At 55.0% G+C, this 14,799-nt stretch carries 8 protein-coding genes; all 8 read left to right on the forward strand.

The window, feature by feature from the left end:
• The first annotated feature begins 237 nt into the window (after positions 1-237).
• Positions 238-3,306, forward strand: coding sequence for a SusC/RagA family TonB-linked outer membrane protein (locus tag WMO46_RS01280; protein ID WP_009599108.1), 3,069 nt, complete (start codon positions 238-240; stop codon positions 3,304-3,306).
• Between the two features lie 21 nt (positions 3,307-3,327).
• Positions 3,328-5,178, forward strand: coding sequence for a RagB/SusD family nutrient uptake outer membrane protein (locus WMO46_RS01285; protein WP_349093620.1), 1,851 nt, complete (start codon positions 3,328-3,330; stop codon positions 5,176-5,178).
• Between the two features lie 29 nt (positions 5,179-5,207).
• Complete coding sequence (locus WMO46_RS01290; protein ID WP_279066870.1) at positions 5,208-6,080, forward strand: discoidin domain-containing protein; 873 nt, start codon at positions 5,208-5,210, stop codon at positions 6,078-6,080.
• 29 nt (positions 6,081-6,109) lie between these two features.
• Positions 6,110-7,843: a glycoside hydrolase family 5 protein gene (locus WMO46_RS01295; RefSeq protein ID WP_231839890.1), complete on the forward strand. Its 1,734-nt coding sequence runs from the start codon at positions 6,110-6,112 to the stop codon at positions 7,841-7,843.
• A 2-nt stretch (positions 7,844-7,845) separates the two neighbouring features.
• Positions 7,846-9,336 (forward strand): glycosyl hydrolase family 28 protein, encoded by a 1,491-nt coding sequence (locus tag WMO46_RS01300; protein WP_217726860.1) that lies wholly within the window; start codon positions 7,846-7,848, stop codon positions 9,334-9,336.
• Positions 9,337-9,345: 9 nt separating this feature from the next.
• A complete protein-coding gene (locus tag WMO46_RS01305) occupies positions 9,346-11,619 on the forward strand; it encodes a glycosyl hydrolase family 28 protein (RefSeq protein ID WP_349093621.1) in 2,274 nt (757 codons plus the stop codon).
• A gap of 50 nt (positions 11,620-11,669) precedes the next feature.
• Positions 11,670-13,121, forward strand: a complete 1,452-nt coding sequence (locus WMO46_RS01310; RefSeq protein ID WP_242493120.1) for a hypothetical protein — start codon at positions 11,670-11,672, stop codon at positions 13,119-13,121.
• A gap of 150 nt (positions 13,122-13,271) precedes the next feature.
• Positions 13,272-14,777 (forward strand): hypothetical protein, encoded by a 1,506-nt coding sequence (locus tag WMO46_RS01315; RefSeq protein WP_279066877.1) that lies wholly within the window; start codon positions 13,272-13,274, stop codon positions 14,775-14,777.
• Positions 14,778-14,799: the final 22 nt, after the last annotated feature.

Below are 14,799 nucleotides of genomic sequence, written 5' to 3' on the forward strand. Positions count from 1 at the left end.
AAAATTTCGACCTTTTTTCTAAATAAGAGAAGAATTTTGTATCGGCATTTCAACCGAAACTACTTTATCTGAAAATTGTAAAATGAAACATGCTCATGACACACGTTTACGACATTACTTCTTATCCCGTTCTCTATTTGTAGTCGGGTCCCATCTCTACGAATCGCTAATGTTTGATCCCAGAAAATCATGAAATGTATTAAGATTGATAATATGTTGCGGACTGCGCGGTTGATTATGCTCGCCGTGTTGTCCGGAGGTATTTTCGCGGTTCCTTGCGGAATATATGCACAGTCTGCTCCCCGAACGGTTTCCGGTACTGTCACCGATGCGGCCACCGGAGAGCCGCTGATCGGAGCCACCGTACAGGTAAAAGGTGTGACCATCGGTACTACGACGGACTTGAACGGAATGTTTTCGATCAACCTGCCGGCAAACCGGAAAACACTGCTTTTCTCCTATGTCGGGTATGAAGCCCAGGAGATTGCGGTTGGCCGTGAGAATTATCTCAACGTGGCGTTGAAACAGGACGCCAATGCGTTGGACGAAGTTGTGGTGGTGGGTTACGGCCAGCAAAAGAAAGGCATGCTGGTGAGCTCGGTACAGTCCATCGCTCCCGCGGAACTGCGGATGCCTTCGTCGAGTTTGTCGACCGGGTTTGCCGGACGCCTGGCCGGTGTGATCGCCGTGCAGCGCAATGGACAGCCCGGTGCCGACCAGGCGGATTTCTGGATACGCGGTATCTCCACGTTCGGTTCCGCGACCAAGCCGTTGATCATCCTTGACGGTGTGGCTATCGACGCGAATGAACTGAACGGGCTGGACCCGGAGATTATCGAGAGTTTTTCGGTGCTCAAGGATGCTACGGCGACCGCTCTCTATGGTTCGCGGGGAGCCAACGGCGTGATGATCGTTACGACGAAGAACGGTAAGAATCTGGATAAGCCGGTCATTAATTTTCGCTTCGAGACGGCTCTTTCGACTCCGACGAGCCGCCCGGAAACGGTCGATGCGGTGACCTACATGCAGATGTACAACGAGTCGGTTCTGACGCGCGGTACGGGGCAGATTCCTTATACGCAGGCGAAGATCGACGGTACGCGGGCCGGCAGCAACAAATATATCTATCCGGATGTGGATTGGTACGATGAGATGTTTAAAAATTTGGCAGTCAACGAAAACTTTAACTTCAATATCCGCGGCGGCAGTTCGAGGGTCGATTACTTCATGAGCGCCACCGTCCGTCACGAGGAAGGTATGTTGAAGAACCTGAGCCGGGATTACTTCTCCTATAACAACAATTACTCGGTTTGGCGTTACGCTTTCCAGAACAATGTCAACGTCAATCTTACGAAGTCTACCAAAGTGTCGCTGAAAATCAACACCCAGCTCCGGGATACGCATGGGCCGGTGAAAAGCAGCGAAAACATTTTCGGAATGATCATGAACGGCAATCCCGCCGATATGCCGATAACCTTTCCCGACGATCCGACGGTAAACCATATCCGTTGGGGCGGCAAAGCCATGGTGAAGAATCCCGTGGCTGAAATGGTTACCGGCTACAAAGACGAGTTCCAGAGCGTATTGAACGCCAATCTGAGTCTGGATCAGAATTTCGATTTCATCACCGAAGGGCTTTCCGCTTCGGCGCTGATCTCTTTCAAGAACTATTCCTATACCCAGACATCGCGTTCGGCAGGTTATAATTCCTACGAGATTTCGGGTACGCATACGGGCGATGACGGATTGGAAGACTATGATCTGGAGATCCGCGGCAACGAGCAAAGTACGACGCTCGCCACCTCCAGCAGTACCGACGGAGACCGCAAGATATATATCCAGGGAATGATCAACTATAACCGCAGTTTCGGCCGTCATGACGTGAGCGCTATGGTCGTGTATAATCAGGAGGAGACTGCGCTCGGAAATCCCGGTAGTCTGTTCAGTTCTTTGCCCAAGCGTAAACAGGGTCTTGCGGGCCGTCTGACCTACGGGTACGACAACCGTTACCTCATCGAGGCCAATTTCGGATACAACGGCAGTGAGAATTTCGCCGAGGGACGGCGCTTCGGCTTTTTCCCTTCGGTGGCCGTGGGATACGTGGTCAGTCAGGAGAAATTTTGGGCGCCTATCAAGAAGGCCGTCTCTTATTTCAAACTCCGCGGTTCGTACGGTCTTGTGGGCAACGACAGCGAGGAGACGCGTTTCATGTACATGTCGGACCTCTCCCTTTCCGGAGCCGGATATACGACGGGCGCCGACGGGGAGTATACGCTGAGCGGTCCCGTTTACAACCGTTTCGAGAATAAGAAGATCACTTGGGAAACCGGAGAAAAACTCAATGTCGGTGTCGATCTGCAATTTTATAACCGACTGAATGTAATGGTCGATCTGTTTCAGGAGGTCCGGAGCGGTATTTTCCTGGAACGCGGCACAGTTCCGGCTTTTCTCGGAACGGCTACGACAAAAGTGTACGGCAATCTGGGTAAGGTGAGAAATCGCGGTTTGGATCTCTCGATGGATTATACCCATCAGATCGGCAAGGATTTCTTCATTTCTGCCAAAGGAACCTTCACCTTCGCCCGCAACCGGGTGCTCGAACAGGATGAGCCGGATTACCTGCAGTATCCCAATCTTTCGCGGGTCGGCCGTTCGGTCAATTCGTTCCTGCTTTATGAGGCGCAACGCCTGTTTATCGACAATAACGAGGTGAAATACAGTCCTGAACAACTGCTGGGCGGTGAAATCATGGCCGGCGACATCAAATACGTCAACCAGCCCGATGCGAACGGCAACTACGACAACACGATCAATTCGAACGACCGTATTTATGCAGGGTATCCCGAAGTGCCGGAGATCGTCTACGGGTTCGGGTTTTCAGCGCAGTGGAAAGGACTCGATTTCTCGGTCTTCTTCCAAGGTACGGCCAATACGTCGCTCGTGATGAGCGGATTCCATCCGTTCGGTATCAATAACAATGTCAAGCGCAACGTCATGCAGTTCGTCGCCGACGATTACTGGAGCGAAAGCAATCCGAATATCTATGCGGCCTATCCGCGGTTGAGCGTCGTGGAATACGGCAACAACACGGTTGCCTCGACCTACTGGCTCCGCGACGCGTCGTTCCTGAAACTGAAAAACGCGGAGATCGGCTATACCTACAAGAAAATGCGTTTCTACATCAGCGGATCGAACCTGCTGACCTTCTCGAAATTCAAGTTGTGGGACCCCGAACAGGGCGGCGGATCGGGACTGAAATATCCGACCCAGCGGGTTTTCAACATCGGAATTCAGATGACGCTATAAATAAATTCCAAACGAAATCTTATGAAATCTTACACACATATCCTGTCCCTGATTTTGTCTGCCGCATTCCTGTTTCAGGCGTGCAGTTATCTGGACGTAGTCCCCGATGAGACGCCGGACGAGAAAGACGCCTTCCAGAACCCGACGATGGCCGAACGCTATCTCTATTCCTGTTATTCGTTCCTGCCCAATCCGCGTCACGAAACAGCTTCGCTGGACCTGATGACGGCCGACGAGGTGGTCACTCCCTGGGAGCACGAGACCTTCGCCAATTTCCCGAAGGGGAACTACAACGCCAGCGAACCGGTGATCTCCTATTGGAATACGCTTTTCGGAGGTATCAGGCGGTGCTACATCTTGCTGGAAAATATCGACGCGGTGCCCAACATGACGGAGGCGAATCTCCGGATTTACAAGGGGGAGGCGAAATTCCTGATCGCTTATTACCATTTCCTGCTTTTGAAGAACTACGGTCCGATTCCGCTTATCAAGGGCGTCATGTCCATCGATATGGACAAGGCGGACTTCCCCGAGCGGGACAGTTACGACGTATGTGTGCAGTGGATCTCTGACCTGTTCGACGAAGCGGCCGGGATGCTGCCGGCAGAGCAGACCTCCACGGCCTACGGCCGGGCCACGAGCGTTGCCGCCAAAGCGCTGAAATCACGGTTGTGGCTCTATGCCGCTTCCCCGCTCTTCAACGGAAACAGCGAATACTATGCGAATTTCGTCAGCAAGGTGGACGGGCGCCATCTGATTAGCCAGACTTATTCGGAGGCAAAATGGGAAAAGGCGGCTTCCGCAGCCGAGGAGGCCATTGAGGTCGCTAAGGCCGCAGATTATAAACTCTATACCGAAAGTCCGGTGGCTACGTCGAGGTTCGCCCAACCGACCGATCCTGTGCATCGGGTGCTCCGTCTGAATTTCATGGATTACAACACTTCGAAAGAGGTGCTGTGGGCCGATACCCGGAAAGAGGGCCATTACGGGTTGCAATACAAGTCCACTCCCTACCGCGTGGGTCCGTCATCGGGCAACGGTGTCGGTGTGACATTGACGATGGTCGAGATGTTCTATTCGAAAAACGGACTTCCGATCGATCTCGATCCGGAATACGACTATACCGGGAGGTACCGTTACGGGGAGTATCATAACGATGTCTGCGACGGCGTGACCATGAACCTGAATATCAATCGTGAACCTCGCTTCTATGCGTGGGTGGCTTTCCAGAACGGGTATTACGAAGTGCTCCGTCGCGACGGAGCTGACGACAACGCGAACATCGTGCAGACGAGGTTCCGCAAAAACGATGTTTTCGGCATCAAGGAGCGCACGACGAACTACACCCCTACGGGATATCTCAATAAGAAGGGCTGTTCGCCGCTCTACAACAATATTCAGGAGGATGTTGCCGCTCCGCATTATCCGTGGCCGGTGATTCGCATGGCGGAGCTGTACCTGAATCTTGCGGAGGCTTATGCCAACTTGGGACGGATTGACGAAGCGGTAGCAGCGCTGAAACCGGTCCGCGAACGGGCGGGACTGGACCCGGTAGACGAGGCTTTCGAAAAGGCGGGGCTGACGCTTGGACGCGACGAAATGATCCGCATGGCACGTCAGGAGCGGACTATCGAACTTTATCTGGAGGGGCACCGCTTCTGGGATGTGCGCCGTTGGAAAGAGGGCGACAAGTATTTCAACGTCCGCCCCAAAGGCATGAATTACAACGGGGAGTCCGATGCCGATTTCTTCCGGGTGACCGAGGTGATCGTCCAGCGCAAGTTCATGACTCCGATGCATTACCTGATGCCGATACCCAAGGATGACATCAACAAGAACGAACGAAAGTTCGTCCAGAATCCGGGTTATTGACAGAATCACGAATTTGAAAAACTGCATCTATGAAAAGCATATATAAAATACTGTTGCTCTTTACCTGTTCGTGCGGCGTTTCGTGCGGCGGGGACGATGAGCCTGTCATGACGGCGCTCGCCGTACAGGGAATCCGTGCCGAGGCATTTCCGGGAGCGATCCGACTGACATGGAACCCGATCGAAAGCCGCGACTTCCTCTATGCCGAGGTTTCGTATTACGATTTCGGCACGCAGACGACAATTTCGAAGCAGTGCAGCCGCTATACCGGCACCCTCTACATTGACGGACTGCTAAACCGATATGGGAAGTACCGTTTCACATTTACGGCTTACGATGTAAACGGAACGCCCGGGCAACCCGTCTATATCGAACGGCAGTGTGAAAAGGCCGAGTCCTATTATGTGGTTGTTGCGGAGAATCTGATCCCGCTCGCAGCAGACCAGTTGGCTACCAATGCCCAGGAGCCGAGCGAAGGCCCCTTGGAATTGCTTGTGGATGGAAATCCGGATACTTTTTTCCAGAGTTTCTGGGATGAGTGGACCTATCCCGAATTGAAGCCTACGGGTTATCATCACCTGACTTTCGATCTTCGCAAGGAAGTTTCAGCGCTTAAATTCCAATATTGGAACCGTAAGAAAGCGAACGGTTCGCTGCCCAAGACCGTGAATATTTACGGCAGTCCGGATGGCGAAACGTGGGCGTTGCTGGCCCAATTGGATAACCTGCCCGGTGATCTGGGTTCCTCCTACACTTCGGAGTTGTTTCTGCCGGAAGAACCTATTTCCCATGTAAAATACGAGGTGGTGAAAGGAACCGATGTCTACCAGCCCTATTTTTCACTCGCAGAGATCGAATTTTACGAGGTCGTGCGGGAATTGGTCGATCCCGAAGCCGAATGACAATCATAATTGAAAAAGCAACGATAAAGATGAAAAAACTCTTGAAATACATATTGCTGCTAATTTATGTCGCATTGATGCCTGCTTGTGGGGAAGATTCCGGACTGGACGGCGTATTTGCGAATAAGCCTTTTGCCCTGGTGACCGCTGCCGACGGCGGGCGGACTTCCATTTCGGCGGTCATCGACGACGGCAAGCGGACGATCCGTCTGACTTTCGACAAAAAGCGGGATGTGGATGCCGTGGAGTTGACGTTCCAGTTGAATCCCGGGTATGCGATGGTTTCTCCGAAGGAACCGGAGACGACGATGGACCTGACGCAACCCCGAACCGTGACGGTCAGCTCGGGAGCCGGGGAGGTCTCCTACGAAATCTCAGCCCGGAACGAAACTCCGGTCTTGTCGGCCTCTTTCCTGTTTCGCGGGAAACCGATCGAGGGAGTGATTGACCATGAGACGAGGACGGTTTCGTTCCCGATCACGACGATCTATGCTTCGGAATATCCGGAGGAGCTGTTGGGTGCCGTACCGCTGGATATCACGCTTTCCGACGGCTATCGGCCGACAAGCGAAAAGGTTTCGTACGACCTTTCGACCGGGGAGAGTTTTTCCGTTTACAAAGGCCGCAATACGTACACTTATAGACTGGTTGCCGACATTGCTCCGATACCGGTGGCAGATCATCTCTCTGACTTCCGGTTTCGGCGCGGCGTGAACCTCGCTTATTGGATGACGGAAGCCGATCGTGACTGGTTGGGCTATGTCATGCCCGCTCAATTCCCGTTGTGGAAAGAGTTGGGATTCGACCATTTCCGGGTTCCCGTCGACGAGCTGTGCATCTTTGACCGGGAGGGGCAGTTTAACGAAAAGGCCGTCGGGAAATTACACGAACTTTTTACATGGTGCGAGCAAAACGGCATGTATGCGATTCTCGACATGCACACACTGGCTCCCCGTGAAGGCTCGGACAGTTACCGGGAGGAGGAGTTGTACGACCCTGCCTATCCCGAATTTCGCACCCATTTCGTAAATGTTTGGCGAAAACTTGCTGCGGAATTCAAGGCTCACAATCCGAAGTGCGTGGCCTTTGAACTGCTGAACGAACCGCATGACGGGACACCCGACGCAACTGGTTGGAATAAGCTCCAGAATGAGGTTCTGACGGCAGTCCGAGAGCAGGACCCCGAACGGATCGTATTCGTCCCGGCAATGGGCTGGCAGGACTACAACTACATCAAGTATGCACGGGTGGCCGAGGAAGATCCCAATGCGGTTGTGTCGTTCCATTATTATCTCCCGATGCTGCTGTCGCATTATAAGATGCTGGCGTGGGTCGGCTATCAGGGAGCCGTGCAATATCCGGGGGTGGTCATTCCCACTCAGTCGGATGCTGACAAATACCCGCAGTATGCCTCTTTTCACAAAACGACCTACAATGCCGACCGGATTATGGGTGAAATGTCCAATGCGGCGTCCGACGGTCGGAATGCCGGACTTGCGGTACATTGCGGCGAATTCGGATGCAGTAAAAACGTCGCGGAAGCGATGCGTTTGGCGTGGTTCACGGATATGGTGGCTGCCATGGAGGCAAATAATATTCCATGGACGCTTTGGGAGTGCCTCGACGGCGGATTCGGATTTGTCGATATGGAATATGGCATTTACCGGATCAACTGTCCTCTACTGAAAGTGCTGACCGGCAAGGAATTGACCGATGCAGAGGCGAAAGTTCTGCTGCAAAAGTATGGATTTAAAACTGAATAGGAATGTTGTTGAAGATTACACAGGGCGTATTCTGGATACTTGCTGTTTGCCTGATGCCCGGAACAGCCTATGGGGAGGGCCGGGACGTCTTGCCCGGAAACGCCGCCTATAAGGTCGAGGTTTTTCGGGGCGGAACCTGGGAGGAGATCTTCGTTTATAATGCTCGGGTTTCCGATTATGCCGGCAATCCCGAGGCGGGATATACCCAGTATACAATGGGGTTCGCCTTGTTTACGGACTCGTTTCGGCAGCCGTTGAAGGTCCGCGTGACCCGCCGTGCGGGGACGTTTTCGAAAGTGGAGATTCGTCCGCTCTCTTACGGCATCGTGCCCGACGTGCAGACCCCGAACAGCGTCGAGTTCGAACTGGGCGATCCCGCGCAAAAGGTTTCGGTGGAGTTCGACGGCAATCGGATGGAGAACCTCTTCATCCTGCCCGACCTGCCCGACACGGCGATCCCGATGGGTGCCAATGTAACTTATTTCGGTCCCGGGGTGCACAATGCGGGTGTGATCCGTATTGCGAATGAAAGCGGCCGTATTCTCTATCTTGATGAAGGGGCGGTCGTGCTGGGACGGATCGAGGCTGAAAATGCCGCCAACCTTACAATTCGAGGACGAGGTGTTTTCTGTTCGTCGCAGGAGGATCACGGCGCCGGCCGGCGGCCGCAGATGGAGTTCCGCAATTGCGACAATCTGAAGATCGAGGGCATCCTGCTGCGCGACACGCCGAACTGGACGCTCAAGATCGTCGGGAGCACGGGCGTGCATATCGACAATATCAAGGAGATCGGCTGGATCATGAACTCCGACGGCATGGATTTCATCTGCTGCCGCGATGTGCTGGTCGAAAACACCTTCCAGCGTAACTACGACGATAACGTGACCATCAAGGCTTTCAATGCCACGCCCGAATACATCGCTTCCCATACGAATACCGACGGCTCCTATTCCGACGGGGCGATCTGGATGGTTGCCGGGCTTCGCGATTTCGAGGTCTGCAACTACGAGATCCGCAACTGCGTTTTCTGGGCCGACAAGGCGCACAATATGCTCGTAGGCCCCGAGGCGCGGGGCATTGCATTCCGGAATATCCGGTTCCACGACAACATTGTGCTGGAAAACCGTCAGGACGACGGGATTTATCCCGGGGCAATGGCGGTGATGATCGCCGACGACGGCACGTTCGAGGACATTGCGTTCGAAAACATCATTGTCGAGGACATCGACGGCGGAAAGGTTTTCTGCGCGCACTTCACCAACGCCTGGGCGTTCGACGGACTTTATGGACAATGGGCCCGGAACATCACCCTGCGCAACATCGCCTATACCGGTACGCGGGCGACTCCGAGCTGGATCAGAGGACGCAACGACGCGCAGTCGATCGACGGAGTGACGATCGGGAACTTCACGGTCAACGGCACGCCGGTAACCGACGGATCGGGCCCCCATCTGGAGATCAATGAATATGTCCGAAACGTAACGTTCGAATAGACTTTTGTCATGAGAAGAATCTTAATAACCTCTCTTGCCCTGTGTACGGCCGCGCTGTCAGCCGCCTGCTCCGACTCCGCGTGCGATTCGGACTTGGTTGCGGGCGGAATGGCTATGGTGCGGGCCGTACCGCAGTCCGTGACTGCGGAGGCCGCCTATGCCCACCGTGTCTGCCTGATCCGTGAAGGCGTTGTTGCGCAGTCCGTCTCTGCGGCATCCGCCGCGGCGCTCGCACCGTTTCGGGTAGAGCCGGGAACCTATGGAATGCTGGCGGTTGCTGCTGCGGACGAGGATAATCTGACCTTTCCGGCAGCGGAGGGGATCGCTCTGTCGGAGTACGGCGTCCGGATAACGGACATGACCGCTCCGATTCCCGACCTGCTGATCGGGTGCAACAGCCGTTTCGAAGCCGTCGCCGGATCGGTTTCGGCTCCGGTCGGGATGAAGCGGGCCGTGGCTCACCTTACGGTGACTGTCGTGGGGCTGGAAGCGCTCTCCTGCGAAAGTATCACGGTCTCGATTCCCCGGATGTACGACCGGATCGCCTCCGACGGAACGCCCGGAAACAGCGGGGCTGAATTTTCCGAAAAGGCGATCGTGCTGGCTCGGAACAGCGCGGGACGTTATGTCGGCCAGGCCGTCGTCCTGCCGACTGACACAGCCTCCGCGACGTTGGAGTTCCGCTTCACGATCAACGGAAAGAATTATGTTTCCGTGCAGGAAACGCGTATCGAGGCTAATCGGAAATACGCTCTTTCGGTCGCGGCGAAATTTAAGGACGATACCGACCTGAAACTTACGCCCGTGATCAGCTATCTCCCCTGGGACGCTCCGACGACGATTCCCGACGACGGGCTGCCCGCCATGGACGACCGTCCGGCCAATGACGATTTCACGGTGGAGATTTTCCGCAACGGATGCTGGGAAGAGATTTTCGTGCACAATGCCGAAGTTTCGGACTATGCCGCCAATCCGGCTGCGGGGTACGTCCAGCATGACATGGGCTTTGCAATGTTCACCGATGCGTTCGCCGCTCCGTTGAAGGTCCGTGTGACCCGCCGTGCGGGGACGTTTTCGAAAGTGGAGATTCGTCCGCTTTCTTACGGCATCGTGCCCAACGTGCAGACCCCGAACAGCGTCGAGTTCGAACTGGACGATCCCGCGCAAAAGGTTTCGGTGGAGTTCGACGACAACCGGATGGAGAACCTCTTCATCCTGCCCGACCTGCCCGACACGGCGATCCCGACGGGTGCCAACGTAACTTATTTCGGTCCCGGCATTCATAATATGGGGCGCAAGGAGATTCTCTATAAGGATAATCAGACGATCTATCTCGACGAGGGGGCGCTGGTCTACGGCAGCATCTATGCCAAGGGATGCCGCAACTTGACGATCCGGGGGCGGGGCATCCTCTGTTCGTCGAAGGAGAATCACGGTGACGGCCGCCAGCCGCAGATCGAAACCTTCGACTGCAACGGTTTCAAGGTCGAGGGCATCCTGCTGCGCGACACGCCGAACTGGACGCTCAAGATCGTCGGAAGCACGGGCGTGCATATCGACAACATCAAGGAGATCGGCTGGATCATGAACTCCGACGGCATGGATTTCATCTGCTGTCGCAATGTACTGGTCGAGAATACGTTCCAGCGCAACTACGACGACAACGTGACTATCAAGGCCTTCAACGGAAAGACCGATTACGTCACCGCGCATACTGCCTCCGACGGATCGTTCACCGATGCTTCCATCTGGACGGTCTACTATCTGGCGCAAAACAAGTTCGATGTCTACGATTACGAGATCCGCAACTGCGTCTTCTGGGCCGATAAGGCGCACAACATGCTCGTGGGCCCCGAAGCGCGGGGCATTGCGTTCCGGAATATCCGGTTCCACGACAACATCGTGCTGGAAAACCGTCAGGACGACGGGATTTATCCCGGGGCGATGGCGGTGATGATCGCCGACGACGGCACGTTCGAGGACATTTCGTTCGAAAACATCATTGTCGAGGACATCGACGGCGGAAAGGTTTTCTGCGCGCACTTCACCAACGCCTGGGCGTTCGGCAACCTCTACGGACAATGGGCGCGTAACATCACCCTGCGCAATATCGCCTATACCGGTATGCGGGCGACTCCGAGCTGGATCAGAGGACGCAGCGACGCACAGTCGATCGACGGTGTGACGATCGGGAACTTCACGGTCAACGGTACGCCGGTAACCGACGGATCGGGCCCCCATCTGGAGATAAACGGATACGTCCGGAACGTGACGTTCGAATAACCGCCTGAAATCAATAAAAAAATTTTATTAACCACCTTAAACGCATAATTATGAGAAAGTATTCCATGTACACATTTACCGTCGCCATGCTGGCCGGTATGATTCTGACGGGCTGCTCCTCCTCGGAGGAGATTCCGGGAGGCATTCCCGACAACGGACCGAAACTGATGATCGAAACCCGCTCGGCGGATGCCGCCGAGGCAGCTTATGCGCACCGGGCGATTCTGGTGTCGGAGGGTAACATTGCGGACGCAAAGAGCGCCGCCGACGCTGCGTCTTTAGGAGCCTTCTCCGTCGAGCCGGGTAGCTACACCGTTTACGCTGTCGCTTCCAGCGACGAGGCGAATCTCACTTTTACGGGTGTCGCCGCTTCGAATGCCGTTGCCGATGCACGTGTCAAAATAACCGACATTTCGGCTCAGATTCCCGAACTGTTGGTCGGTAATTCCGACGTCGTTACGGTCGGTGCCGAAGGCGCGGCGGCCGCACTCCAGCTCAAGCGCGTCGTGGCATCGGTCACGGTGACGGTCAGCGGACTGGAGAACGTCGATGCCGAGAGCATCACCCTGACGATCGGCAACATGTACGATCAGGTGAGTCTCGACGGCGCGTTTTCCAAGAGCGGAGCTGCGTTCGCATCGAAAAGTCTTGTACTCACCAAGAATGCCGAAGGCAAGTTCGTCGGCAACGCTATCGTGATGCCTACCGATACGGAGGCTTCCAACCTCTCGCTGACTTACAGCGTCAACGGCACGGATTACACCAGCACCCCTGCGGGCCGGATCGCGGCCAACGGGCAGTATGAACTGGCGACGACGGTCGAAGCCGGCAGTTCCTCCTCGAAGGTCAACCTCAACTCGGCGATTACCTACGCGGCCTGGGACAGCACGGTGGTGAATCTTTCCGACAGCTTTACCATCGACGAGACTACCCCTGACAAGCAGTGGATGGGTCCGACAGCCCTTCCGATCAGCGGTACAGCCGCTCCTGGATACGACAATTTCTGGGCGTCGTCCGATGGAGGCGATTCCGGCTGGGGCGAGACATTCTGGCAGTACAACCTTTATGACGGGAACAAAACGGACGGAAGCAACTATTGGTGTCCTGCCGAATGGGACCGCACAGCTCCCATCTGGTATATCAACCTCGGCGCTGCCAAGCAGGGCGTGACCATCGACTACTGGAACAAGGCTGGCGGTAAGGGCGGTCAGAAAATCAAGACGATGGACATTTACGCAAGCAATACGCGAGCCGATTACGGCGGTGGCAATGCGGATTGGGTGAAGATCATGACTTTCACCTCCGACAAGACCACTCCGACCACGGACGCCGGGGCGCAAGTGACGACGGGCAAGATCGCATTCTCGGAGGATGGAAGCGTCTCCTATCAGTATGTAAAATGCGTGATGACATCTAAGGTTAATACCGACGGTGCGACCATTACGGATGTGCTCGACGTGAATGTCGGCGAACTGGAGGTTTCGACTTGGGAGTACAAATAGTTGTCGGAAAGGAGTTTCCCTCCTGCGATACGCTGAATGGGGATTTGCGGGAGCGGACTTTAGCAGTCCGTTCCCGGTATCGCCCCGAACGGCAGTCGTGTGGGCCTGCGGGGCCTGAAGAATCAAGTATATAATATGAAAGCCATGATGATGAAAAAACAGAATGTCGGGAATGCCTGCGGATGGGCGGATCGCCTTGCACGCCTCCTGTTGCTGCCTGCGCTCACGCTCGTTCTGCTTTGCTCGTGCGACGAGGACAAGGCGAAATCCGAAAGACCGGAAGAGGGGGATCAGCTTTGGAAGATCGTGCCCGTTCTTGCATCCGAAAGCGATGGCTTCGAGGGGCTCGGTGAGTATGGGGTGTCGCTCTACCTTTTCAACGACATGTCATCCGACTGCTATAAATACCAGCATGCCGACTCGTTCGGCGATCTCGAACCGTTCGTGGTGGAAAAGGCGGCTTATTCGCTCGTCGCGCTGATGATGGATCGTGAAGTCCCTCATGTTTCCTACGAGGCTTCGGACGAGGCCAAAAAGAACACAACCGTGACCGTAACGGACATGAACGAAGCTATTCCGGATATGGTGCTCGGTACGACGTCCGTTTCCCGGAATGTCGGCGCGACGGTTCCCGTCTCCGACCTGCAACGCCTGGTCGGGGCCTTGGATGTCCGCCTGACCGATGTCCCGAATGATGTCACGGCCGTGGAACTTACCGTGGGCGATCTCTACGACCGGGTTGACCTTACGGGGCAATACGACTTTGCGACGGGGGAGCCCGCTTCGAAGCGAATCGAGCTGACGAAAGAGGGTACAGTTTTTTCAGCCAGGAGTGTGCTGATGCCTTCGGACGAGACGAGGGCCAATGTGAAGATGGATTTTCGGGTTTTCCGGGGCGACGCGTATGAGGATTTCGTCGTACGTCTTTCCGGAAGTATTCCGGCAGACAAACTCACGCGGCTTGAAGGCCGTGCGGAAGAGATCTTGAAGAATGCTGAACTGACGTTGGGTTTGACCTATGCTCCGTGGGATGCGAGCATAACGATCGAGGATCACTTCCAGACCGACGACGACCTGAATAAGGTTTGGTCCTCGGCGCCGCTTCCCATCAGCGGCGCAGCCGATCCCGGATATGACAATTTCTGGGCTTCGTCCGTATTCACCGACTGGGACGGTTCCGTAAAATACGATTCGTATCTTTATGACGGTATCATGGACGGGAGCGACGAGCACAAGGACCTCTATTGGGGCCCCGACGCAGTTGGGGAGGCAGAAAAAGGCACCGTTCCGTCGTGGTATGTGGATTTGGGAACCGGATGTCAGGGCATTACGCTCACCTACTGGAACAAATTCGGAGGCAAAGGCGGCCAGAAGCTCCGCACGATGAATATCTATGGAAGCAATGCTCCGGAGGACTATCGGGGCGGCAACGAAAGCTGGACGCTGATCACGACTTTCACTTCCGACCGGACGAAACCTACGGAAGACGCCGGAGCCGAGGTCACGACCGGGCGGATCGAATTCGACAAGGGAAATGCGACCTACCGGTATGTGAAATGCGAGATCACCTCCCGGGTGAACGCCGACGGCAATGTGGTCGAGGATTCCGATGTGAATGTTGCCGAAGTGCAGATAACCGTGTGGTCCTGTAAATAGGAATGTTTCGGCCCGGCTTGAC

The sequence above is a fragment of the Alistipes intestinihominis genome (genome assembly GCF_040095975.1).
GTDB lineage: Bacteria > Bacteroidota > Bacteroidia > Bacteroidales > Rikenellaceae > Alistipes > Alistipes senegalensis.

Coding starts and splice junctions, on each gene's coding strand:
- WMO46_RS01295 (WP_231839890.1), top strand. CDS start 6,110: ATGAAAAAACTCTTGAAATACATATTGCTGCTAATTTATGTCGCATTG.
- WMO46_RS01300 (WP_217726860.1), top strand. CDS start 7,846: ATGTTGTTGAAGATTACACAGGGCGTATTCTGGATACTTGCTGTTTGC.
- WMO46_RS01305 (WP_349093621.1), top strand. CDS start 9,346: ATGAGAAGAATCTTAATAACCTCTCTTGCCCTGTGTACGGCCGCGCTG.
- WMO46_RS01280 (WP_009599108.1), top strand. CDS start 238: ATGCTCGCCGTGTTGTCCGGAGGTATTTTCGCGGTTCCTTGCGGAATA.
- WMO46_RS01285 (WP_349093620.1), top strand. CDS start 3,328: ATGAAATCTTACACACATATCCTGTCCCTGATTTTGTCTGCCGCATTC.
- WMO46_RS01310 (WP_242493120.1), top strand. CDS start 11,670: ATGAGAAAGTATTCCATGTACACATTTACCGTCGCCATGCTGGCCGGT.
- WMO46_RS01290 (WP_279066870.1), top strand. CDS start 5,208: ATGAAAAGCATATATAAAATACTGTTGCTCTTTACCTGTTCGTGCGGC.
- WMO46_RS01315 (WP_279066877.1), top strand. CDS start 13,272: ATGAAAAAACAGAATGTCGGGAATGCCTGCGGATGGGCGGATCGCCTT.